At 63.8% G+C, this 19810-nt stretch carries 19 protein-coding genes and 3 pseudogenes; 11 read left to right on the top strand and 11 right to left on the bottom strand.

Translation table 11 applies throughout. The features are described from left to right. The 4 genes and pseudogenes from ABEA18_RS24555 to ABEA18_RS24540 all read left to right on the top strand — a co-directional run. Positions 1 to 594, top strand: a pseudogene (locus ABEA18_RS24555) (SAM-dependent methyltransferase); the annotation flags it as partial. Between the two features lie 262 nt (positions 595 to 856). Continuing rightward, positions 857 to 1486, top strand: a complete 630-nt coding sequence (locus tag ABEA18_RS24550; protein WP_264963787.1) for a hypothetical protein — start codon at positions 857 to 859, stop codon at positions 1484 to 1486. 247 nt (positions 1487 to 1733) lie between these two features. Next, positions 1734 to 1886 (top strand): hypothetical protein, encoded by a 153-nt coding sequence (locus tag ABEA18_RS24545; RefSeq protein WP_345454053.1) that lies wholly within the window; start codon positions 1734 to 1736, stop codon positions 1884 to 1886. A gap of 229 nt (positions 1887 to 2115) precedes the next feature. Then, positions 2116 to 2436 carry a YnfA family protein gene (locus tag ABEA18_RS24540; RefSeq protein ID WP_264963790.1) on the top strand — a complete coding sequence of 107 codons (321 nt, stop codon included), beginning with the start codon at positions 2116 to 2118 and terminating at the stop codon, positions 2434 to 2436. Positions 2437 to 2508: 72 nt separating this feature from the next. On the opposite strand, the gene ABEA18_RS24535 is transcribed toward ABEA18_RS24540, so the two are convergent. Continuing rightward, positions 2509 to 3462 carry a LysR family transcriptional regulator gene (locus ABEA18_RS24535; RefSeq protein ID WP_345454050.1) on the bottom strand — a complete coding sequence of 318 codons (954 nt, stop codon included), beginning with the start codon at positions 3460 to 3462 and terminating at the stop codon, positions 2509 to 2511. Positions 3463 to 3567: 105 nt separating this feature from the next. On the opposite strand from ABEA18_RS24535, the gene ABEA18_RS24530 reads away from it, so the two are divergent. Next, a complete protein-coding gene (locus ABEA18_RS24530; protein WP_288338176.1) occupies positions 3568 to 4755 on the top strand; it encodes a TDT family transporter in 1188 nt (395 codons plus the stop codon). Here the strand turns inward: ABEA18_RS24530 and ABEA18_RS24525 are convergent. The 4 genes from ABEA18_RS24525 to ABEA18_RS24510 form a co-directional block, all read right to left on the bottom strand. Next, positions 4657 to 5196 (bottom strand): hypothetical protein, encoded by a 540-nt coding sequence (locus ABEA18_RS24525; protein WP_345454047.1) that lies wholly within the window; start codon positions 5194 to 5196, stop codon positions 4657 to 4659. The two genes, ABEA18_RS24530 and ABEA18_RS24525, sit on opposite strands and share 99 nt — an antisense overlap. Next, positions 5193 to 5483 carry a hypothetical protein gene (locus tag ABEA18_RS24520; RefSeq protein ID WP_288338177.1) on the bottom strand — a complete coding sequence of 97 codons (291 nt, stop codon included), beginning with the start codon at positions 5481 to 5483 and terminating at the stop codon, positions 5193 to 5195. The genes ABEA18_RS24525 and ABEA18_RS24520 overlap by 4 nt, the downstream gene beginning before the upstream one ends. A gap of 1370 nt (positions 5484 to 6853) precedes the next feature. After that, on the bottom strand, positions 6854 to 7729 hold the full coding sequence (locus tag ABEA18_RS24515) for a polysaccharide deacetylase family protein (RefSeq protein WP_345454044.1): 876 nt from the start codon (positions 7727 to 7729) through the stop codon (positions 6854 to 6856). An 892-nt stretch (positions 7730 to 8621) separates the two neighbouring features. After that, entirely contained in the window at positions 8622 to 9920 is a 1299-nt protein-coding gene (locus ABEA18_RS24510) for an MFS transporter (RefSeq protein WP_345454041.1), read from the bottom strand. A gap of 708 nt (positions 9921 to 10628) precedes the next feature. On the opposite strand from ABEA18_RS24510, the gene ABEA18_RS24505 reads away from it, so the two are divergent. The 6 genes and pseudogenes from ABEA18_RS24505 (at position 10629) to ABEA18_RS24480 (ending at position 15812) form a co-directional block, all read left to right on the top strand. Then, positions 10629 to 11540, top strand: a complete 912-nt coding sequence (locus ABEA18_RS24505; protein WP_345454038.1) for an alpha/beta fold hydrolase — start codon at positions 10629 to 10631, stop codon at positions 11538 to 11540. A gap of 813 nt (positions 11541 to 12353) precedes the next feature. Further along, positions 12354 to 12680: pseudogene (locus ABEA18_RS24500) on the top strand (transposase); the annotation flags it as partial. 590 nt (positions 12681 to 13270) lie between these two features. Further along, complete coding sequence (locus ABEA18_RS24495) at positions 13271 to 13648, top strand: hypothetical protein (protein WP_345454035.1); 378 nt, start codon at positions 13271 to 13273, stop codon at positions 13646 to 13648. 94 nt (positions 13649 to 13742) lie between these two features. After that, positions 13743 to 13961 (top strand): hypothetical protein, encoded by a 219-nt coding sequence (locus tag ABEA18_RS24490; protein ID WP_047040755.1) that lies wholly within the window; start codon positions 13743 to 13745, stop codon positions 13959 to 13961. Continuing rightward, entirely contained in the window at positions 13958 to 14380 is a 423-nt protein-coding gene (locus ABEA18_RS24485) for a hypothetical protein (protein ID WP_156525812.1), read from the top strand. The genes ABEA18_RS24490 and ABEA18_RS24485 overlap by 4 nt, the downstream gene beginning before the upstream one ends. Positions 14381 to 14494: 114 nt before the next feature. After that, positions 14495 to 15812: pseudogene (locus ABEA18_RS24480) on the top strand (ISL3 family transposase). A gap of 22 nt (positions 15813 to 15834) precedes the next feature. On the opposite strand, the gene ABEA18_RS24470 reads toward ABEA18_RS24480, so the two are convergent. From ABEA18_RS24470 to ABEA18_RS24445, 6 genes are read right to left on the bottom strand one after another with little or no spacing between them, the layout of a single operon-like run. Then, positions 15835 to 16626, bottom strand: coding sequence for an IclR family transcriptional regulator (locus ABEA18_RS24470; protein ID WP_047040750.1), 792 nt, complete (start codon positions 16624 to 16626; stop codon positions 15835 to 15837). Between the two features lie 56 nt (positions 16627 to 16682). After that, complete coding sequence (gene phtC / locus ABEA18_RS24465) at positions 16683 to 17429, bottom strand: 3,4-dihydroxyphthalate decarboxylase (protein ID WP_345454030.1); 747 nt, start codon at positions 17427 to 17429, stop codon at positions 16683 to 16685. Next, the gene (locus ABEA18_RS24460) at positions 17429 to 18661 is read right to left on the bottom strand and encodes an NAD(P)/FAD-dependent oxidoreductase (protein WP_264963629.1); all 1233 of its coding nucleotides are present in this window, start codon (positions 18659 to 18661) and stop codon (positions 17429 to 17431) included. The genes phtC and ABEA18_RS24460 overlap by 1 nt, the downstream gene beginning before the upstream one ends. Beyond that, a complete protein-coding gene (locus ABEA18_RS24455) occupies positions 18661 to 18855 on the bottom strand; it encodes a ferredoxin (RefSeq protein WP_264963630.1) in 195 nt (64 codons plus the stop codon). The genes ABEA18_RS24460 and ABEA18_RS24455 overlap by 1 nt, the downstream gene beginning before the upstream one ends. A gap of 18 nt (positions 18856 to 18873) precedes the next feature. Continuing rightward, positions 18874 to 19206 (bottom strand): hypothetical protein, encoded by a 333-nt coding sequence (locus tag ABEA18_RS24450; protein ID WP_047040740.1) that lies wholly within the window; start codon positions 19204 to 19206, stop codon positions 18874 to 18876. Continuing rightward, positions 19203 to 19808, bottom strand: a complete 606-nt coding sequence (locus tag ABEA18_RS24445; RefSeq protein ID WP_047040738.1) for a 3-phenylpropionate/cinnamic acid dioxygenase subunit beta — start codon at positions 19806 to 19808, stop codon at positions 19203 to 19205. Before ABEA18_RS24445 ends, ABEA18_RS24450 begins: the two co-directional genes overlap by 4 nt. Positions 19809 to 19810 lie beyond the last annotated feature (2 nt).

Here is a 19810-nt window from a genome sequence, read left to right as displayed (position 1 = left end):
GGCGCCCCCTCTCCAGCGGGGGAGGCCCTCGTCCTAGAAGGCGAAACGGATAGGGTCAACGATGCCTACAAGTGTCGTGTCCGTTCCCCCTGGTGGAGGGTCCCACTGGTGTCCATCCCGGACTTGTTCCTGACGTATATGAATGCCGACACACCCCGTCTGACAACCAACAACGCAGGGGTGCACCACCTCAACTCCGTCCACGGTGTCTACTTCCATCTGGAACACAGGGAACTTGGACGCGAGCTTCTGCCGCTTGCGTCCATTAACACGCTGACCATGTTGGGCGCTGAAACAGTGGGCCGAGCATATGGGGGAGGCATGCTGAAGATCGAGCCCAAAGAAGCGGATCTATTGCCCGTCCCCGGGCCAGCTCTTGTTGCCGCGCAGGCAGAAGCCCTTCATGCGATCCGTTCGCGCGTTGCAGCCGCTCTACGCGACGGCGACCTGCCACGTGCCGTTGAACTGGTTGACGGCGTCGTCCTCAAAGACGGGCTGGGCCTCACCGACTCCGATATCCAGGAACTCAAATCCGCCCAGCACGCCCTGTTTAACCGACGCAAGGCACGATCCAAGCCGGCCATCCGTGGCTAGCCGCGATGCTTTCTCAGATTTTGACGCGATACTAGCCGGGGCCTCAACGGCAAGTCCCTGGCAGCATCACACGCCCGGGGCGCCGGAATTTGTGCCGGACCATGACCTATTGTGCCGCCTTCTCTCGGTCCCGTTGGCGGCCGGAGATAAGTCCCAGAGCGGACGATTCGCCAAGGCCATCGACTCGTGGTTTGCTCACGAGCTCCGGCGGGCTGGATTCGGCCCGGATGAAGTCTGGCCGAGGGCCAGCAGGCCTCGGGTCGTGTCCCAGGACATCATGGCACTACTGGAAAAGCTGCCCAAAAATCTGGCAGCGGAGGTCAGAGAATCCATCGATTCGAGAGGTCTTGGGGCAGCTGATGCGCGAATACTTGGCCGGGCCTACGTAAAACAAGTTGATGTTGCCATCGCGCGATGGGACCGAGGACCCGAACTGATTCTCTCTACCAAGGCTATGAGTTCATCCTTCGGAAAGAACCTGTCAAACCGCTTCGAAGAAGCCTACGGTGATGCCGCAAACCTCCGAGGGAGGTATCCACTCGCCGCCGTTGGATTCGGTTTTGTCCAGCGAGGGACCATCGTTCGAGACGAACCGGGTGCCTTCGCCCGGACCATTGACATGATGCGGAAACTTCGGGACCGCGGCGACGGGCACGGCTACACGACTACTGCCTTAGTCCTAGTCGACTGGGACGATGAAGATCCTGCTGGGACTGCCAGGCTCGTCGAGGAGCAGGTCCCTGATGACCTGGGGGTGGCACAGTTCATGAAGACGCTCATAGCGACGATTTTGGAAGCAACACCCATCGACGAGCATGTTCGCGTTCGCGAGCTTTACGAAAACCGATTTATCCCCCTGGAGGAGTCCCGGGGCCCCTTAGGGGACAGCTGATCCACCACTCCAAAGAGCCTTGGACCTTGGCCTGTTTTGTCTTCGAATCGGTCTGAGGGTGGGAGCACCGCAACCCGGTTCACAGTCTGGGAATCTATCTTTGGGGTTTCCGGCCGAGTTCCATCGCGCGGTCCCGCAGCTCTGTTGCAAACGTGGCCGGCATACACCACCCATCGGCTACCTCGGACAGATAAGTCTGAGCTGCCTGCTTACGTTCTGCGGCAGTGCATGCCATTAGCCATCGTCGGTGCTGCACCAACGAGAGCGCGATCTCGTCAAACCGCGATCGTATGTCCCCAGCACCCTGGCCATGATCCCGCCCGACGAGTTCGAGCAGAACTACTATGCTCAAATAGACGCCTCATCAGACGACGAGGCCACCAGCAAGAAGACAGCCTAAAACCCGGTACGGTTCACCTTGATCGGCCGTGCGATTCGAGAACTGTTATCGAGGTGCTTCTCCCGAAGGCCTGGCACGCCTTCAATTCTCGATTGAGGTCGTTCTCGGATTCCTTCGTTATAGAGAGCCGCCTGAACACTGCGCACGCGGCCACAGTGTGGCCGGAGAGGCCCTTCACGGATGAGCGGCCGGGCACTGCCATGATGAATCCGAGACCACTGCAAGAACGATCATCCTGTTCATCCTGGCCGCAGCGGCGGAGATCGGCGGGGCGTGGCTCGTATGGCAGGCGGCCCGCGACGGTAAGGACTGGTGGTGGGCCGGACTCGGGGTCCTGGCTCTGGGCATCTATGGCTTCGCCGCGACCTTGCAGCCTGATCCCCACTTCGGTCGGATCCTCGCCGACTATGGGGGCGTATTCATGGCTGGCTCCCTGGCGTGGGGAATGATCTTCGACGGCTTCCGGCCCGACCGGTGGGACATCACCGGTTCGGTGATCTGCTTGCTCGGAGTAGCCGTGATCATGTTCGCTCCGCGCAACGCCGGTTGATCCCTGCCTCCAGCACACAATCACATGAATACACCCCGTGCAATCACGCAAAGCATTGCAACCGCGCGGGTTTCAAGCCTTCCGGCGGGTGCCGGTTCCCGGGACAGCTTTGGCGGCGATGGCTGCAAGGTCCCGGGCCGGTCCGGGCGGGGGTGTGGGGCCGGTCTGCCAGATGGCGGTCAGGGTGCGGCGCAGGGGCAGCCCGCGGACGGGGACGGCGACGAGCCGGTGCAGGGCAAGGTCGTCACGGACGGCCAGTGCGCTGAGCACTCCGGGGGCCGTGCCGGCGGCGATGGCGGAGCGGACGGCCGCCGTCGTCGATAGTTCCACCAGCGGTTCTGCCAGGGTGGCGGCTCCGGCGGCTGTGAGCAGGTGCTCGAGGGCGTCCCGGGTTCCGCTGCCGTGTTCCCTCGTGACCAGTGCGGTTGCTGCCAGTTCGCTTGCTGTGACAGGTGTCCGGCGCCGGGCCCAGGGATGGTCCGGTGCGACGACCAGGACCATGTCATCGTCCCGCACCGCCGCGGTGCTCAGGTCTGGGGGAAGGTGCGGGCTTTCGATGAAGCCGATGGCCGCCTGTCCGGATCGGACCAGGGCTACGGTGGCCTCACTGTTGTTCACCGTCAGCTCCACGACGGTGGGGACGAGTCCGAGGCTCTCCTGCTGGCGGCGCAGCGCGACCAGCCAGAGCGGCAGCAGGTGTTCGGCGATGGTCTGGCTGGCCGCGACCTTCAACTGCCGGGCGGCGTCGGATCGGAGCGAGGCGATTCCGGCGTCCAGCCGTTCCGCGGCAGCGAGGACCTCCGCCGCCCACCCAGCGACCAGTGCACCTGATTCTGTCAGGGTGGATCCCCTCGGGGTCCGGGTCAGCAGGGCGGACCCGATCTGGGACTCCAGGGAACGCATCCGCGAGGAGACAGCCTGCTGGGACAGCCCAAGGTATTTCCCCGCGGCGGACAGGGATCCCAGATCATGAACAGCGGCCAGCATTTCCAGGGCGGAGAGCTCCGGTATCCGGGGGCTGAGCATCGGGGAATCTCCTTCAGAAAGTCACATGCGGTACAAGTCCGGCTTGTGCCCTGACAAGTCTATGGCCCCTACTGCGGCAGGTCCGGGACCGGGAGCATGGAAGGTATGGGAACACTGCTGCTGACCGCCGACAAACACCACACCACACCATCGGCACAGCCGTCGGGTGGCCGCACCGGGGGCTGGCGCGTCCTGCGCCGTCTGGACAAGCCGTCGGAGCTGTTCGCGAACCTGACCCCGAATTGGTTCGCCTCCATCATGGGTACCGGGATCGTCGCGACCGCCGCCGCGACGCTGCCCCTGCAGTTCCCCGGCCTGCGCACCGGCGCCACCGTCGTCTGGGCCCTGGCGTCCCTGCTGCTGATCCTGCTGACCGCCGCGACCGGGGTGCACTGGATCCGGCACCGGGAGACCGCCGCAAGCCACCACGGCCATCCGGTGATGGCGCATTTCTACGGTGCACCGCCCATGGCGCTGCTCACCGTCGGCGCTGGGACCCTGCTGCTGGGCAAAGACATCCTCGGCGAGGAGCTTGCGCTCGGCATCGATGCGGTGCTGTGGATCGCCGGTACCGTGCTGGGGCTGGCCAGCGCCGTCGCGGTCCCGTACCTGCAGTTCACCCGGCACCAGGTCAGACAGGACAGTGCGTTCGGCGGCTGGCTGATGCCCGTCGGTCCGCCCATGGTCTCGGCCTCCACCGGGGCACTGCTGCTGCCCTATATCCCGGCCGGGCAGGCGCGCCTGACCCTGCTGATGGGCTGTTACGCGATGTTCGGGCTGAGCCTGCTGGCGTCCATCATCATCACCACCCTGATCTGGAACCGGCTCGCCGGGTACAAGATCGGGGCCGCCGCGGCGGTTCCCACCTTGTGGATCGTGCTGGGTCCGCTGGGCCAGTCCGTCACTGCTGTGAACCTCCTGGGCGGGAACGCCCACCTCGCAGTGTCCGGGACCCTGGCCCGGGCGATGGAAGCCTTCGGTGTCCTGTACGGGGTGCCGGTCCTGGGCTTCGCGATCATGTGGGCGGCCCTTGCAACCGCCATCACGATCCGCACCGCCCGCCAAGGCATGCCGTTCTCCCTGACCTGGTGGTCCTTCACCTTCCCCGTCGGAACTTGCGTCACCGGCCTGACCGGCCTCGCCGCCCACACCCACCTGGCCGTGTTCGACGTGATGGCAGTTGCTGGCTACGCCCTACTGGTCGCCGCCTGGATCATCGTCGCCGCCCGGACTTTCCACGGCGGCATCCTCGAAGGCATCCTTTTCCAGAAGCCCGCAACGACTGCCTCGTAGGCGGGCCGCAGCGGACCAACGGCCCAGCGGCTCCTCACCGGTGCGGTAGAAGTCCCGGGCCCATTCGAACTCGGCCGCAGCTTCACGGTAGCGGGCCTCGTCGAAGGGCCGGTGCCCGATTTGGCGGCACGAGTGCCTCACGGGCGCGCGTTCCGGAAAGACGGAGTGCTTCTTCCTGGAGGGGGCGGCTTCGTTCCAGTTGTATTCTCGCTGGTGGGCCTGGGCGAGCACGAGGAGAGGGCGGAAGCAATCCTTGGAACGGGTCAGCAGTTCCTGTCCCTCGTCGATTGCTTCCCTTGTCCGGGTCCAGCAGGCACAAAATCCATACCCGTTCCAGATCGGGGCACTGTGTGAGAGGTAACTCCTGGCGGCACGGTCCAGGACGACATCGCGAAGCGTCGCAGGGTCCGTGCGCCAGACATCGGCGGGTCCGCGCGTCATAGGGCGGCCTCCTCCCCTGCGGTGCGTGGCCGTGCCGAGGTCGGACGCTGCCAGCTATCGTTTTCGACGGTCATGCCGTAAGGAACGTCTGCCGCGGCCTCGACGGTGAAAAGCGAAGCGCTTCGACGGGTGACCCGGATTCCGCGGCCGTCCATGGCCGCAGTGGCGCGGATCTGAGCTACGGCGCGGTTCAGGTCTGCCTGCAAAGACTCGGGGTTGTTGGCAATTACGTCCACCGCGTCGGTGGTCCCCGGCCGGGCGTGCGGAGATGGGGCTGCGGTGTTCATGGGCATTCGTGTCCTCCGATCGGTTAGGGTGCAGGCCGGCCCCGCGTTGAATACTCTTAGATTTCCCACTCCGGAGGGAATCTTTTCCGGTTCCGGCTGTGGGCCGGAAGCCGGGGTGGCGCGCTGCCTGCCTGCGGGGCGCACCCAGTAGAGGTGCGGCAAATTTGTCGGGGGGTTATGAGCGCATGGGGGCTCTCCTTCCGGCGCATACCTAAGCGACAGGGCATCGCCCGATTCCGTGCCGCCGCCGGAGGCTAATCTCCACGGGCGGGCTCCTTCGCCACGAGGGGATGCGGTGTCCGCGCCCGCCGAGATGTTGTCCCGGCGGCTGGGGGCCGGTGTCTGTTGAAAGACGTTGTCTGCGCCGCGAATGGGACGTTCATGAGCCGGGTAGGCGCCCTGCCTCGATGGCCGTAGCCGATGCTAGGTTGCCCAGATGGCCGAGTGCGTTTCGAAGGGTTTCTTCGACTCCCGGTATTGCTGCGGCCGCTGACTGATTCTCGGCGCTGATCTGGTCTCGCCTGGGCCTGCGCCCAGCAGATCCGAAACGTCTACACGACTACGGACCCGGTCCTCGGCAGAGAGACTGCAGAGCAGCTCCTGACCTGTCCGATCCCCGAGATCGCCCGCCTGCGCCGCTGGCGAGCGGCGTTCCTGGCCTACCTCACCACCCTCGGCATATTGAACGGCCCTCACGGAAGCCCCGTCAACGGCATCGTCGATACCACCAGACGCGTCGCTCGCGGCTTCCGCAACTTCACCAACTACCTGACTCAATACCCTGCTCTCAGCCGACCGGCCCCCGCCCATAGAAGAAAACCCTCAAGCACGCTTAGATTGGAGGGGCCGGTTTCGTCAGGTCGAGTTCTGCGATGGTACCCTGGGGCACCACATTGGATAACTCAACAGTAAAGGTTCCAGGACTGCGGCGGGTCACGAGGATGCCGCGTCCTGGATTGGCGATTGCAGACCGGATGGCATCGTCGACGACTCGATCTAGTTCGCGTTCGAGTACCGCACGCCTATCGATCTCTAGCGTCTTCATATAGTCACTACTCATCAACCCCATAAGCAATTCGCACCCATCTGTAGTGGAGAGAATCCAACGCTCGACGATTCGGACCTTTTTCCTCGGACGAGGAGATTCCGACTCACTGGCCGGCCACTGGAGACGCATCCTCGACGTCCTCACCCTGACCTACGGCAACCGCCTAGGCGCAGCTGAGCCGATGCTCCCCTAAACAAATTTCCGGGCCACCCTCCCTACGGCCATTGACGCGCAAGGAACTGCTCATCTAGGTGGCGCAGAGCAATGAGCCGGCGCGAGTCGGGAACCTTTGTGACCGTCACCCGCGCAGGAGCAGGGTTGGTTATCGCGGGAGCGGTCCGCCGTTCTGCAGGTATGCGTCGAGCGGGTTTTCCGAACGCCAACGGGTCTCGACGGTCTCCATCGACTCAAAGACGACACCCGGATGGCTGGCCATGTGCTCGAGGAGCCCATCCAGCATGTTGAGGCGCGAACCGCGCCCGATGACCTGCGGGTGCATGATGATGGTCATGACGCCGCCAGGCGCGTTGGCGTAGGCGTAGTCGAACTCGGTCTGCCAGATCTCGCGCACCTCAGACGGAGTGTGCTGCGGGGATGCGGAGCCAGGTGTGAGCTCGAAGAGCGGAAAATCGTCGAGCGCCCAGGCGATAGGAATTTCGATCAATTCTGAAGGTTCACCGAAGACGAACGGTTCGGTCTTCGAAACGACATCGCCATTGCGGACGTAGTAGGGCCAGAAGTCGGTCGCGGCCAGAGTCGATTCGTAACGGAACCCAGCCTTGATCAGAAGATCGACGGTGTCGGGGCTGAACTGACCGGACGGAGCCCGGTACCCAATCGGACGCACACCCGCCACCTCGGCGAGAGCGTCAATTCCCCGCTGGAGGATCTTGTTCTCGCCGTCCCGATCGAATGTCGCCGGGTTTTCGTGCACCCAGCCGTGGTGCCCGATCTCGTGGTCGGCCTTGGCGATGGACCGGACGGTCTCGGGATAGGCGAGGGCAGTGTGGCCGGGCACAAAGAAGGTCGCCTTAGCCCCGTGCCGGTCGAGTAATGACAAGATGCGCGGAATCGCAAACGCCCCGAATTCTCCCCTGGAGATCATTGCGGCGTTATCCGTCTTGTTGATCCATCCGGACATCGCGTCCACGTCGAAGCTCAGGCAGACAGTCAGCCTGCGCGCATCTGCTTCAGTCATTGCCTTCTCCTCTTTGTCTCCGACGGCTGACCATCCGGTCCCCACCCCTCTACAGAATCTTGTTCTGTTATACAGAGGATTCAAGCAGAGTGTGGCGCGTACCGCAAGTGGGTGCGCGTATTCGCTTCAAGCTGCGGTCGAGCCCAGTTCCACCGGGCAGCCTGATACAGTTTCGAGGGTAGCCTTGTAGGCCTCCTCTCGCGTGCAAGCAGGGCGCAACTCCATCTTGGTAGCAGAGCGACTATCAAGCCGATGCCTGGATAAGAATCTAACCACCACGCCGACCATGGCCGCACTGGCACACATGGCCCATAACCCCGCTGGTCCCGCCCAGCTGAGAAGTCAGCCGCCGGCGATCGGGCCAAAGAACGCCGCCAGACAAAAAGAGAGCGAGTACAGTCACTTGCCCCTAAGCCGACGGGCGCCATTTCGGCTGCGAGGCCGGCGTGTGCGCCAATGGTGACCAACCCGACCCGGCCCTTGCGCCGCCGTGCCGCGGGCAACCAGGTCGCGGCAGAAGGCCAGGCGCCCGGCCTCTGATCCTGAGCCGGTAGCGAGTCGCCACCACACTGGTGGGGGCTTGATCGGCTCGGCCCTGGTACCCAGCAACCAGCCGGGACATGCTTGCCCCTTCCGCAGTTACAAGCACCGGGATCTGGACGCCGGCTCGGCAGGATTGCGCCGGTTCACCAGCTCGGGGCTGGCCGTCCGGTAGACCGGCGTCGGGCCGTCCACCGGAGAGCAGGGCGTTGACGAACGTCGTCAATATCTGTCCGTAGCAGGTCCGAGGACGCTCGGGGCGAGGTGCTCCTCGAGGAAGCGGGCAGGGTCGACAGTCGGAGCCTTCTAGCTGCGCAGCACGGGCGCCTACTCCGCATTGGAGAGTGTTCAGTCACTGGAGAGGTCGGCGAACGGTTTCACGCATAAACCATACGAAAACGCCTGCGATCAGAGCAGTAAAAATGGCGAGGAGAGCCGGGGCAAGATTGCTTCCGGTGGCAGAAATCAAGAGAGTCGCTGCGAGGGGAGCCAGCCCGCCAAAAACTGAAGTTGATATGTTGTATCCCACTGCCATAGCCGTGTACCGAACCTCGGTGCGGAATAGCTCAACGAACGCGGTCATCACGGCACCGGAGTAGATGGCAAGCAGCGCGGCTGGGATAAGTTGCCCGATATAGATCAGTGCGGTTGACCCCTGAGTAATCAGATACATGGCGGGAAAACTGAGCAGTACGAAGCCGATGCAGGATCCGAGCAAGAGTGGCTTGCGCCCGACGCGGTCAGAGAGGCCGCCAAAGATTGGGGTGAGCGCTGCGAACGCGACAATTGCCGTGACGTTAGACCAGCGCGCAGTGTTCGGATCGACGTGGATTACCGCAATCAAGTAAGACGGCATGTACATGAGGAAGATGAAGTAACCGATTGATCCAATTGTCGCGACCCCGATGGTCACGACTATCTCTCTCCAGAATTTTTTGATGCTAACCATCAATGGGTTGTGCACAACTGCATCACTCTTTTCGAGTGCCTCAAACGTGGGGGTCTCCTCGACTCCGAGGCGCAGCCACAGGGCTCCGAGAGTTGTGAATATGGCGAGAAGGAAGGGGATCCTCCATGCCCAAACGAAAATTTCTTCCTGAGTGAATACGGCTGACAGGACACCAATCGCTCCCGAGCTAAGCAATAGACCTCCAGCTGTACTTACCTGCTGCCAGCTTCCGTAGAGGCCGCGGTGCGCGGGCGGGGCCGACTCAACCATAAAGATGGCCGAGCCAGATGATTCGCCTCCAGCTGCGATGCCCTGGAGCAGGCGGAGAATTGTAAGTAGGATAGGCGCAGAAATTCCGATGGAGGCCTGGGTTGGCAGCACACCAATAAGTGCCGTGCAAATACCGATGAGCAGGACTGAAGTAACGAGAGCCAAGCGCCGGCCGTAACGGTCTCCAATGTGGCCAAACAGCACGGCGCCCAGTGGCTTCGTGACGTAGCCGGAGGCGAAGACGGCAAAGGTTAAGATCAACGCGCCGGTTCCGTTGTCAGAAAAGAAGAGCTTGGCGAGGATAACCGCCGAATAGCCATAAATCCCGATGTCATAACCCTCCAAGACATTACCGACTGCGGCGGCGATGGCGGCACGGCGAGGGTGGGTACGTACCGACTCAGACTCGAATTTGGACAGTGTTTGTTTCATTGGTCAGTCTTCTCTAATAGGCGGAGGGTGAGAATGTCGAACTTCTCCATGTGTCTAATTCGCGATCACTGATGCATCCGACCACTTGAAGCGAAGTTGTGTCGAACACGCGACGGCATGTCGCGTCGCAGAAGCTTTTTGTCTCGCTCGAGAGCATTTTCACGTCGAAGGTCAATCTCTCTTCCTGGGGGAGATTGACCTGGCGCTGCATTCCAGTTGGAGCATGATGGCCTGTGGGCCACTACCCTCTGTTAGGCAGAGAGTGATTCTGATGGATGCTATCCACTCGCTCGTCGTTCGTCAATGGTTCCGCTCAATCCGGGCTTCGCAGCTCGTGGCGGTCGCCCGCCTACTCGATCGCGTTGACGCTGGCCAGGCGGCCCAGTGGAGCCGTGGAGAGCCAATGTCGAGTAGGCGCACGGATGTTGGTATGGCGCCTGGCAGCCAGCCGGTTGTGGTTGCTGTTGTATCGGCGTGTATTCACGTCAACCAAGGCGTACCAATCGGGATGGGCTCGGCGGGCCCCATCAGCAGCTGGCGCACAACGAGCGTCAACCGACGACCGGGATGTCGACGGCGATCGCGGGCGTTCAACTTGTCACCGGCGTTGAATCACGGATCCCTCTTGACAGAAGGCTTCTCTGTGTGACAGAAATGGCAGATACTCGCCCCATAGGCGAGCCAGTTGCTTTGATCAGGAGGCTTGAGTTGAACACAGACCTGTCCGTGAACTACATATCCGTCGGCGGAATCAGGACGCGCTATATCGATCAGGGCGAGGGTCCGGTCATCCTCCTGATCCACGGTGGCCACTCGGGTATGAGCATGCCGGGCGGCGGGGATGGTTGGGCTCCCGTCATCGCTCCTCTGGTCGACAAGGGCTTCCGCGTCGTGACCTTCGACAAGCTGGGGCAGGGAGAGACTGACCTCGCGCCGACGCATGCCGAGTGGACGTTCGATGCGGTGGTCAAGCACGCCAGGGGCTTCATCGACGCTCTGGGACTCGAGGACATGATTCTGGTCGGGCACTCGCGCGGTGGCCTGCTGGCGAGCAAGCTCGCTCTTGACATGCCGGAGTCGACCAAAGGTCTCTTCATCGTGTCGAGCGCGACGCTCGCTGGCACCGACCCTAAGTTCCGCGACGTTGAGTTCTACGACGCGATCACGCGTTCGCTTCCGGCGGACGCGTCTCCGGAGGAGATCTGCGGAGCCTACTTCCGTGCGCAGTACGTGACCCCGGTGCCGCAGGAACAAATCAATGCGGCCGCCGCTAAGTACGTCAAGGAGAACCACCAGAACGCCCTCAAGACCTACCCGATGGTTGAGAAGAAATACTGGGAGCCGAGTCTTCAGGCGGCGAAGGACGACATCCGCGCTCGCCTCTTCGCCGGCGAGGTCAATATTCCCGTCGAAGTCGTCTGGGGCCGCGACGATCGCTCGGCGCCGGTTGACCTGGGCATCGCCTTCTACCAGAAGCTCGCCCTCGTCTCGGAGACCACGAGCCTGCACATCCTGGGAACCGCGGGCCACAACGTCTTCGCGGAGCGAACCGAGGACTTCGTTCGAATCCTGGCGGACTACGCAGGCCGTCGCAGCGCCAGCTATGCGACGCGTCGTTGATGGTGATCCTGGGGAACTATCCCGCTTGACGGGGTCTTCGAGTCCGTGCCGGATTGGCGCAGCGCGCCCAGATCGTGCTGCTGGCTTCGGCGTGCGAGTCGAACACCGCGATCGCGGACAAACTGGCCTGTATCTCTTGAAGTGGCCCCCCTGTTCGTGTCCGGTTTCCGGCGACCACGGTGGGCTCTGGGAGAGGGGCCGAAGACAGCGGCGGTTTTCGGCTGGGCGTGATGTGCCCGTGAAAGAGATCGCGGCGCCCGTGGCTCCGTCCTCCCCGGACGAACCCGGTTGAGGGAATTGTTGCCCGGGCTGGTGTGCCGGTTGCGCTCAGCGCGCCGGGCCGGCCCGGCGCAGGCGCCGGATGACGCACAAGCGCGGGATCCTTCGGCGGGCGACAGCCGCAGGGCGGCCCGCATTGGGGCATGGCGGTCCTCCCGCGGGGTGGATTCTACCCCTGATTCCGCTCCCCCTTCCACGGGCCACTGGCTGGCCCCGCCAGAGGGGGCGGAGGAAGAAGCGGTCCCCATCGTGGAAGCCCTCGGCTGCGGCCGGTTCTGGGTCTGAGATCGGTGCCGGGCGGGGCTCACACTGGCCGGGCCTTCAGATCGGACTTGGTCATGCGGAAGGACGCCTCAACCTGCCACAGGTCGTGATACGCGCCGATCACCGCTGCTGCGGACATCTTCTCGGCGCCGGTGACCTTCAGGAACCTCGCCTTCTTCAGCGGCGTGCTGCCCGGGCAGGGACTGGGGAATTAACGGTGTATCCGGCTCGACACGCCGGGGCGGCAAGCCTGGCGGGAAGGAGCCCGATATGGCCGCAACACTTGAGGCTGTGCCGAGTACGAAAACCGTTGACGAACTGACAGAGAAATCCGAGGCCGAGGCTGCCCGCGAGCTGGTCAGGATGGCGAGGGAGCAGGGGCTGTCCCTGGCCGGTCCTGACGGACTGCTCAAGCAGCTGACCAAGACCGTCATCGAAACCGCCCTGGACGAGGAACTGACCGAGCACCTCGGTTATGAACGGCACGACACGGCGGCGAAGGATACTGCCAACTCGCGCAACGGAACGCGGTCCCAGACCGTGCTGACGGAGACGACAGGCCCGGTGCAGATCGACGTTCCGCGGGACCGGGAGGGGTGCCGATAGGCCCTGCTGCGAAGGTCCCGTGCTGCGTTGGCGCCGAGGATCAGCCCCCGATATACGGGGCGGTTTCTAGTGAACGTTGCGAATTAGATGTGTTTGCATCCGGTGTCCTAATCGTTGCATGGCTGCCCGTGGCGAGCGGTCGTTGAGACATGCTCGGGGCCTGTCGTTGAGTCCGTCGCAGACGTCATCGAGCTGGTCTAACTCCACACGTTCAGGTCCGTGCCCTTTGGAAAGTACTGCCGGAGCAGTACGGGGTCGCTTTAAGGGCCCTTCGCAGTTAAGCATGGTTGATGTCTCGGCCGGGCAGGGGCACTGACGGTCGGTGTTGTTGAAACCAAAGACCGGGCCGTGGAGAACGCGGCCTTGAAAGCTGCCGTTTCGTATTTGGCTGCGTCGATCGGGAGGTGCGCCCGGGCTTGTAGAGCCGCAGACCGTCCGTGCCGCAGGCCCATTCCGGTGGCGGACGGTGTGCCTGCGGCGCGGACGATCTGCGGCGGGACGAACCACCCGAGACTCCCCTTCCGTCGTACCGGAAGCACTCCGAAAAGACCAGGACTTTGAACAACCTGAAGGACAGACCCATGACCACAAACTCCTCAGATCTGGCCCTCACGGTCGCCGTCACCCACCGTGGCGCTGGAAAAGAAGCCTTCGCGCACCTAACGCGGGGTGAATCCCTGGCCATGATTCCGCCGATGATCCTCGAACTTTCCGGCAGGATCAGCCGCCGGGCTGCGCTCCTAGAGGCGTCATCAATCGACGCGGCCCACAGTTCCGATGACCTGGCCGCCCTCGCCTGGATTCAGCAATCCCTGGAAGATGTTGAAGCCACCATCATGGGACTGTCGGAGGTAAACCGCCGCCGTTCTGCAGCGTTCCACGGTCCTGCCCCTTCTTCTGCCGGAAGCCTTGGTCCCCTAGGTTCCGCCGGGGCCGCCGGGATTTGGGCCCTGGCTTGATCATGCCGGCGGGCTGCCGCTCCTCCGTTCCGTCCCAGGGACATTTGGCGTGTCCCAAAGTACTGATCACCGCCCTCAGATTAAGGATTTGACCATGCACGCAGCACCCGGTTGTCTCGTCGTCGCCGTTCACACCCGAAAAGAACTGGACGCCGCCCTGGATGAAGCGGTGGATCTGCTGAAGCCGGCGGCGATGGCTGAACACGTCGGCATCTCGGTGGCCCGCCTCGCCCCGGGCCGCTATGAAGCGCGCCTGGACAGCGACGTTCCACGCGGTGTGACACTCGAAAGGTGGGGGAGCGGGCTGCGATGAACGGACAGCAGAGCGATCTCTCCGGCGCGCCGGCTGGCAGCGTTTTTAGCATGGTCTGCCCCGCCGCCCGCCAGGCCGGCTGTTCCCTGCGTACGGCGGCTCTCGGCGCAGCGCCGGGGAGGAATGGGTTGAAAGAGTCGCTGACAGAATGCGAAATCGAAGTCTTCCTGTCCCTGGCCCGCGGGCACCGCATCGCTGTGAGGGATCATGAAACCGGGGCATTGTGGTACGGGCGGGTTGACATGACGTTTCCGGAACACGGATTTGTCTGGGTCATCACGGACGTCGGTGAGCGGAAGTTGCTCGACGTTGGCGTGCACACAATCTGGCGGCCGGAGGAGTCCGGCGCCTGCGGCCGCGTTCGCCGGGAAGCCGGTCGCCTTGGGCCTTCGACGATGAGCAGGGTGAGGGCCGTCTGACGCCGGGGGCAGGGCGTGGCCGCATGCAGCTGCGGCGTGGTGCGGCAGGAAAGAGGTCAGGGCCTCTTTGAATTGGTCGCGACCAAGCAACCAATACCCAAAAGAGACCCTGACATGAATAACTCTATGTCGTGTTCCGGTGGCCGCTGGTGCACGCGCGCGGATGCGCTGCTCGGTGTCGAGGGCGTCCGCGTCAGCTCCGTCACGGCAACCGGTACCGGCCTGCTTCTGGGCGTCGAAACCGGGGAGAACGTCACCGGCTGCGCCGACTGCGGCGTCATCGCGGTCGGGCATGGACGCCGCCAGGTCCGTCTCCATGACATTCCCTGTTTCGGCCGCCCGGTGCGGCTGCTGTGGGCCAAACGTGTCTGGCGGTGCCCGGACCCGGACTGCCCGAGAACGACGTTCACAGAGGAGCACCCGCTGGCAGGACCACGGGCGAAGCTCACCGCCAGGGCCGCCGGGTGGGCGACCGATGCGCTCCAGCATTTCGACACCTCGGTCTCCGCCTTGGCCCATCAGCTCGGCGTCTCCTGGCACACCGTCTGGGACGCGGTCAGGATCGAAGCCACCCGGCGGATCGCATCGACCGGCCGGCTGACCGGGGTAGATGCGCTCGGGGTCGATGAGCATGTCTGGTCCCACACCGGCCCGCCCGGAACCGGCATGGTCACCGGGATCGTGGACCACACCCGCGACCCCGCGGGGGTGGTGCACGCCAGGTTGCTTGACCTGGTTCCGGGCCGGTCGGGGAAGGCCTATGCGGACTGGCTCAAAGAACGCGGCGCAGGGTTCACTGCCGGGATCAAGACCGCCGCGCTGGATCCGTTCCGCGGCTACGCGAACGCGATCCGTGACGAGCTGCCCGAAGCCATCGCCGTTCTGAACGCGTTCCATGTCGTGAAGCTCGGCTCGGCCATGATCGACGAGGTCCGCCGCCGGGTCCAGCAGGACACCCTGGGACACCGCGGCCGCAAGGGCGACCCGCTCTACGGAATCCGTCGAACCCTGCAGATCGGCGCCGAACACCTCACCGACAAACAAGCCGCCCGGCTCGATGCTAAGCTCAGCGCCGGGGATCACGGCCACGAAGTCACCCTGGCCTGGCAGTGCTACCAGAAGCTCCGCAACATCTACCACGCCCGCCCGGAGCGGGGCCGGGAACTCGTCAACGAAGTAATCACATCATTCCCGACCTCCCCATCCCGGAAGTCGCCCGACTCGGGCGGACACTCAATGGAAGACAGCGATCCTAGCCTACTTCGACACCCACGGCGCTTCCAACGGACCCACCGAAGCGATCAATGGCGTCATCGAAACCACCCGCCGAATCGCCCGCGGCTTCCGCAACTTCACCAACTACAGACTCAGATGCCTACTGGCCGCCGGCGGCCACCGCCCCTACCGGAACAAACAGACCAACCATGCCTAAACGCGAAGCCGCTTTAAGTCTTCTAGACCAGGCGCCCCTGGAGTTCTTCTGCGGCTGCCCGGAGCATGCCCCCGAGGTCGCTGCGAAGCTCCTCCGACATGCGGTGGGCCGGCACAGATACGTTGATTCCGTAGACAGTGCCGCTTGGGCCGGCAACCGCGGCGGCGACCGATGTCACCCCGTCTTCGCTCTCTTCGCGGCTATTTGCGTAACCCCTGTGCCGGATTTCGTCGAGCTCCCTTTCAAGGTCCGACCTGGAGGTAATTGAGTTGGTAGTCAGCTTGGGGAGTTCCTGCCCTGGGTACAGATTCCGCAGCTGCTTCTCACCGAGGAGGCTCAGCATCGCTTTACCAGTCGCAGTGCAGTTTGCTGGCAAGGTGAGGCCCTGGCGGGAACCGACGCGGACCGCTCGCCTGCTTTCGATGGCGTCGATGAATTGGACGTCAGTCCTCTCAAGCCTGGCGAAGTGGACGGTTTCTCCCGTTTGTTCGAAGATCCGCTCGAGGACCGGCCGGGCCAGTGTCCGGATGTCCACCTGCCGTCTGATCGCAAAGGCAATCGAGCTCAGCGCCTGCCCAGGTTCGTAGGCCCGGGTCGCCGGGTTCTGCCGAACGAAGCCACGGTAGAGAAGCATGCCCATCAGCCGGTGCGCCGTCGACGACGCCACGCCCAAGTAAGTGCTGGCATCGGTCAGCCTGATGCTGGGCTGGGTTTCGAACAGCAGGAGCAGCCGCAGGGCGTTATCAACAGACTCGATGGGGTATTGCGGCGGCGGACCGTATTTGGATCCGTCTTCTGTCTCTGTCGATCGCATGCCTTGTATCGTACCCAGCGTCGGCGGGACTGTCGGCACTGCCGCGCTGGCCGGCTTCATGGGCTGACGCTCAGCCGGGCGAGCTCGTGTCGCCAGGCGGTCGCGATGTTGAACGGCCCTCCGAGATCTGGCAGCTCCGCCATGTCGGGACCGGGAAGGTCGTGCAGCTGCCCTCCGGCTGCTGTGATCTGAAGCGACAGGCCTGCCAAGATGTTTACGCTGATGGCTTGGAGGACCGCCTGCTCCATCGTCGGCGCCGCGCTGGTGAGGCCGTGTCCGCGCAGCAGCACCACGGGCCGATCGCCCATGGCGTCGAGCATTTCCGCTGCGAGCTCGCGGTTTCGCACGAGCACTCCTCTGGGGTAGACGGGTATTCCGTCTGCCGCCAGGCGGGTGCCCGGGATGTCGAACGCCCCGACGATCGGCCGGATGGCGAGCCCTGCCAAGTCGGCGGCCACGACCTGCGGGGGGTGGGCATGCACAACGGAGTTGATATCCGGGCGCCGCCGCAGCAGCTCGGTGTGCAGAGGCAGCTCGTTGGGGACCGTGTAGCCGCTGTCGAGCTCGCCTTCGGCGGCGGGATTGCCGTCGAGGTCGACCAGCCGGATGTCGTTGGCTTCGGTGTGCGCGAGGCCACGCTCCTTGGGACCCCTGCAACGGACCAAGAGCTCGTTCTCCCCCGTTCGCGCACTGATGTGGCCGAGGATTCCGTCGGCGAGGCCGCGGCCGGCCAGGACCCGGCAGGCCATTGCGATGGCCTGCCGTTGCTCTTCGTGGACCACCGGCGGCTGACTTCCCCGCATCAGAGTGCCGCCGTCGGCCGGGGCTCGAGCAGGAGCTCGAGTTTGTCGCGCAGTTCCTGCACGCCGATCCCTGATCCCATGCCGCGGCGGCAGGCAAGCAGGGCCTTCGGCCAGTTCACGATCGCGGCACCGTACAGTTCCACTCCGTCGGTGGTGTAGAGCGCTGCGAACCGACCGTGCAGCTCAGGGTCTCCGATGAGGACATGGTCGGCGTTGCCTCCCACGCGACCGACGACCTGGATTTTCCAGTCGTGCTGGTCGCTCCAGACGTATTCAACCGGTGTGTACTCGCGGGGACTGTCCGGATGGGTGATGTTGTGGGCGACGCATGAGGCTTGCTCAACCGCGTTTGTCCAGTGCTCGATCCGGATGTCCGCACCGTGCTTCTGATGCCGCCAGCGCGCCACGTCGCCGACGCCATACACGTTCGGGGCGTCCACAGCCCTGCAGAACTCGTCCAGCACGACGCCGTTGTCCACCAGCAGTCCCGAGGAGGCCAGCCAGGCGTCGTTGGGAACCGCGCCGATCCCGATGAGAACGGTGGCGGCTTGTACTGTCTGGCCGTTGGTAAGCCTGACGCTGAAGGACCCGTGCTCGCCCTCAATGGCCTCGACTCCGGTGCCAAAGATCGTGGTGACGCCGTTGTTGCGGTGGAGTTCTCCAAACAGCTGTCCGATTTCGGCGTTGAAGATGCGGCTCATTGGTATGGGCATCGGGTCGATGACTGTCACTTCCAGACCGAGCGTACGTGCCGTCGCGGCTGCTTCGGCACCGATGAAACCGGCGCCGATCACTGCCAGTTCCCCGCCTTTGAGGAGGTCGGCGCGCAGTTTCCGGGCATCGTCCAGGGAACGGAGCACGTGGATCCCGGGCCGTTGGCCCCAGGGTGAGGGTCGGGCAGATGCGCCCGTGGCGATCACAAGGTTGTCGAAGTGTAGGGGTTCGTGGTCCTGGAGGTACAACAGGTTTCCGGCGACATCGATGCCTGTGGCGGCGTGCCCGAGCAGCAGCCGGATGCTGGCTTCCTCCGCCTGCTCGCGGGTAAGGAGGCGGATGGACGACTCCTCTGCTTTGCCGGAGAGGACGGATTTGGACAACGGCGGCTTGTCGTACGGGAGTTCCGTCTCAGCACCGACGAGGACGATGTCGCCTTCATACCCCTCCAGGCGCAGGGACTGGGCAGCACGCACGCCGCCGATTGAGGAGCCGACGATAACTGTGGTCGTGTTCATCAGTCCTCCACTACTAGGGCGGACACCGGGCAGCTGCGGGCAGCCTCGGTGACACGGGAACGCTCGGCCTCGGGAACTTTGGTCCTGAGGAGAACAACGATTCCGTCGTCATCCAGATCAAAGTAGTCGGTTGCCCCAACGACGCAGTTGGCGTAGCCCTGGCAGGCTTGCAGATCTGCTTTTACGGTAGGCATTGTCAATCTCCTTGGCCTCTAGATGTTGTTTTTGTTCTGGGGCGGCTGCTCGTCCTCGGTGACAAGCGGCCCGAACGGATGCCCGATCATGGCCGAGAAGGTTGCCGGCGCCTGCCAGGTGAGGGCTTCCAGCTCCAGGGGGCACAGGGACACCCACTGGCCGGAGCGCGGGGACTTGATCATCAGCCGCGAGCCGTTCCGCGTCTCGACGCGGCTTACCTGGACTTCGGAGAATTCGTTGGCGATCACGATCGGAGCGCCGTTGACCCGTGCTTCCAGCCGGTCGCGCTCCTCCGCCGCTCGAATGGCGGCAAGGCGGTCCTCCTCTTCGCCTTCCCATTCGAGTTTCATAGGAATATGGCCAGATTCTGCATCCGGATGACCGCCTCGTCGACCATGATGGTGCGGCGGGCGAGCTGCCAGCCGGAGCCGGTGCGGCGCAGCAGATCCTCCCTGCCTGCCGACACGGTCGCGGCCTCGCGGACGTCGCCCCGGCTGCGGAACAGCAGGACCGCCGAATCCACGATGATCTCATCCGGGTTACCGGTACGGAACGTCCGGACGTTGGTGACGTAGTGGCGCAGCCGCGACGGAGGGTCTTCGGTCCAGGCGTGTTCCGTGGCGAAGCGCGCCGCCCTGCGGCTCAGCGAGTACTTGTTTTCATCCATGTGCGCCATCCCGGGAGACGTGCTGTAACCGGCCCCGAGGGCAGTGGTCACCCTCACCGGCATGAGATAGTGCACGTCGTCCGTGAGGCGGCTCAGCCACTCGTCGTACTCCTGTGCGTCGAGCAAATAGGATTCATCGACAAGCCACTTGTGGGCTTGCAGATGAAGTTCATCATTGAACGGCAGGGAGTCACCCGTCCTCTGAGTACGGGGGGCGTGCCCTCCCAGCACCGACTGCTCCGAGAGAGATTTGTTGCTGCGTTCGGTTACGGCTTCAATACCCACGG

The sequence above is a fragment of the Arthrobacter gyeryongensis genome, from assembly GCF_039543785.1.
GTDB classification, from domain to species: Bacteria; Actinomycetota; Actinomycetes; order Actinomycetales; family Micrococcaceae; genus Arthrobacter; species Arthrobacter gyeryongensis.
The sequence above is the reverse complement of the archived record's forward strand: the minus strand, read 5'-3'. Positions and strand labels throughout refer to the sequence as shown.

Coding starts and splice junctions, on each gene's coding strand:
- ABEA18_RS24535 (WP_345454050.1), bottom strand. CDS start 3,462: ATGCTCAGCCCCCGGATACCGGAGCTCTCCGCCCTGGAAATGCTGGCC.
- ABEA18_RS24530 (WP_288338176.1), top strand. CDS start 3,568: ATGGGAACACTGCTGCTGACCGCCGACAAACACCACACCACACCATCG.
- ABEA18_RS24525 (WP_345454047.1), bottom strand. CDS start 5,196: ATGACGCGCGGACCCGCCGATGTCTGGCGCACGGACCCTGCGACGCTT.
- ABEA18_RS24520 (WP_288338177.1), bottom strand. CDS start 5,483: ATGAACACCGCAGCCCCATCTCCGCACGCCCGGCCGGGGACCACCGAC.
- ABEA18_RS24515 (WP_345454044.1), bottom strand. CDS start 7,729: ATGACTGAAGCAGATGCGCGCAGGCTGACTGTCTGCCTGAGCTTCGAC.
- ABEA18_RS24510 (WP_345454041.1), bottom strand. CDS start 9,920: ATGAAACAAACACTGTCCAAATTCGAGTCTGAGTCGGTACGTACCCAC.
- ABEA18_RS24495 (WP_345454035.1), top strand. CDS start 13,271: ATGACCACAAACTCCTCAGATCTGGCCCTCACGGTCGCCGTCACCCAC.
- ABEA18_RS24490 (WP_047040755.1), top strand. CDS start 13,743: ATGCACGCAGCACCCGGTTGTCTCGTCGTCGCCGTTCACACCCGAAAA.
- ABEA18_RS24485 (WP_156525812.1), top strand. CDS start 13,958: ATGAACGGACAGCAGAGCGATCTCTCCGGCGCGCCGGCTGGCAGCGTT.
- ABEA18_RS24470 (WP_047040750.1), bottom strand. CDS start 16,626: ATGCGATCGACAGAGACAGAAGACGGATCCAAATACGGTCCGCCGCCG.
- phtC (WP_345454030.1), bottom strand. CDS start 17,429: ATGCGGGGAAGTCAGCCGCCGGTGGTCCACGAAGAGCAACGGCAGGCC.
- ABEA18_RS24460 (WP_264963629.1), bottom strand. CDS start 18,661: ATGAACACGACCACAGTTATCGTCGGCTCCTCAATCGGCGGCGTGCGT.
- ABEA18_RS24455 (WP_264963630.1), bottom strand. CDS start 18,855: ATGCCTACCGTAAAAGCAGATCTGCAAGCCTGCCAGGGCTACGCCAAC.
- ABEA18_RS24450 (WP_047040740.1), bottom strand. CDS start 19,206: ATGAAACTCGAATGGGAAGGCGAAGAGGAGGACCGCCTTGCCGCCATT.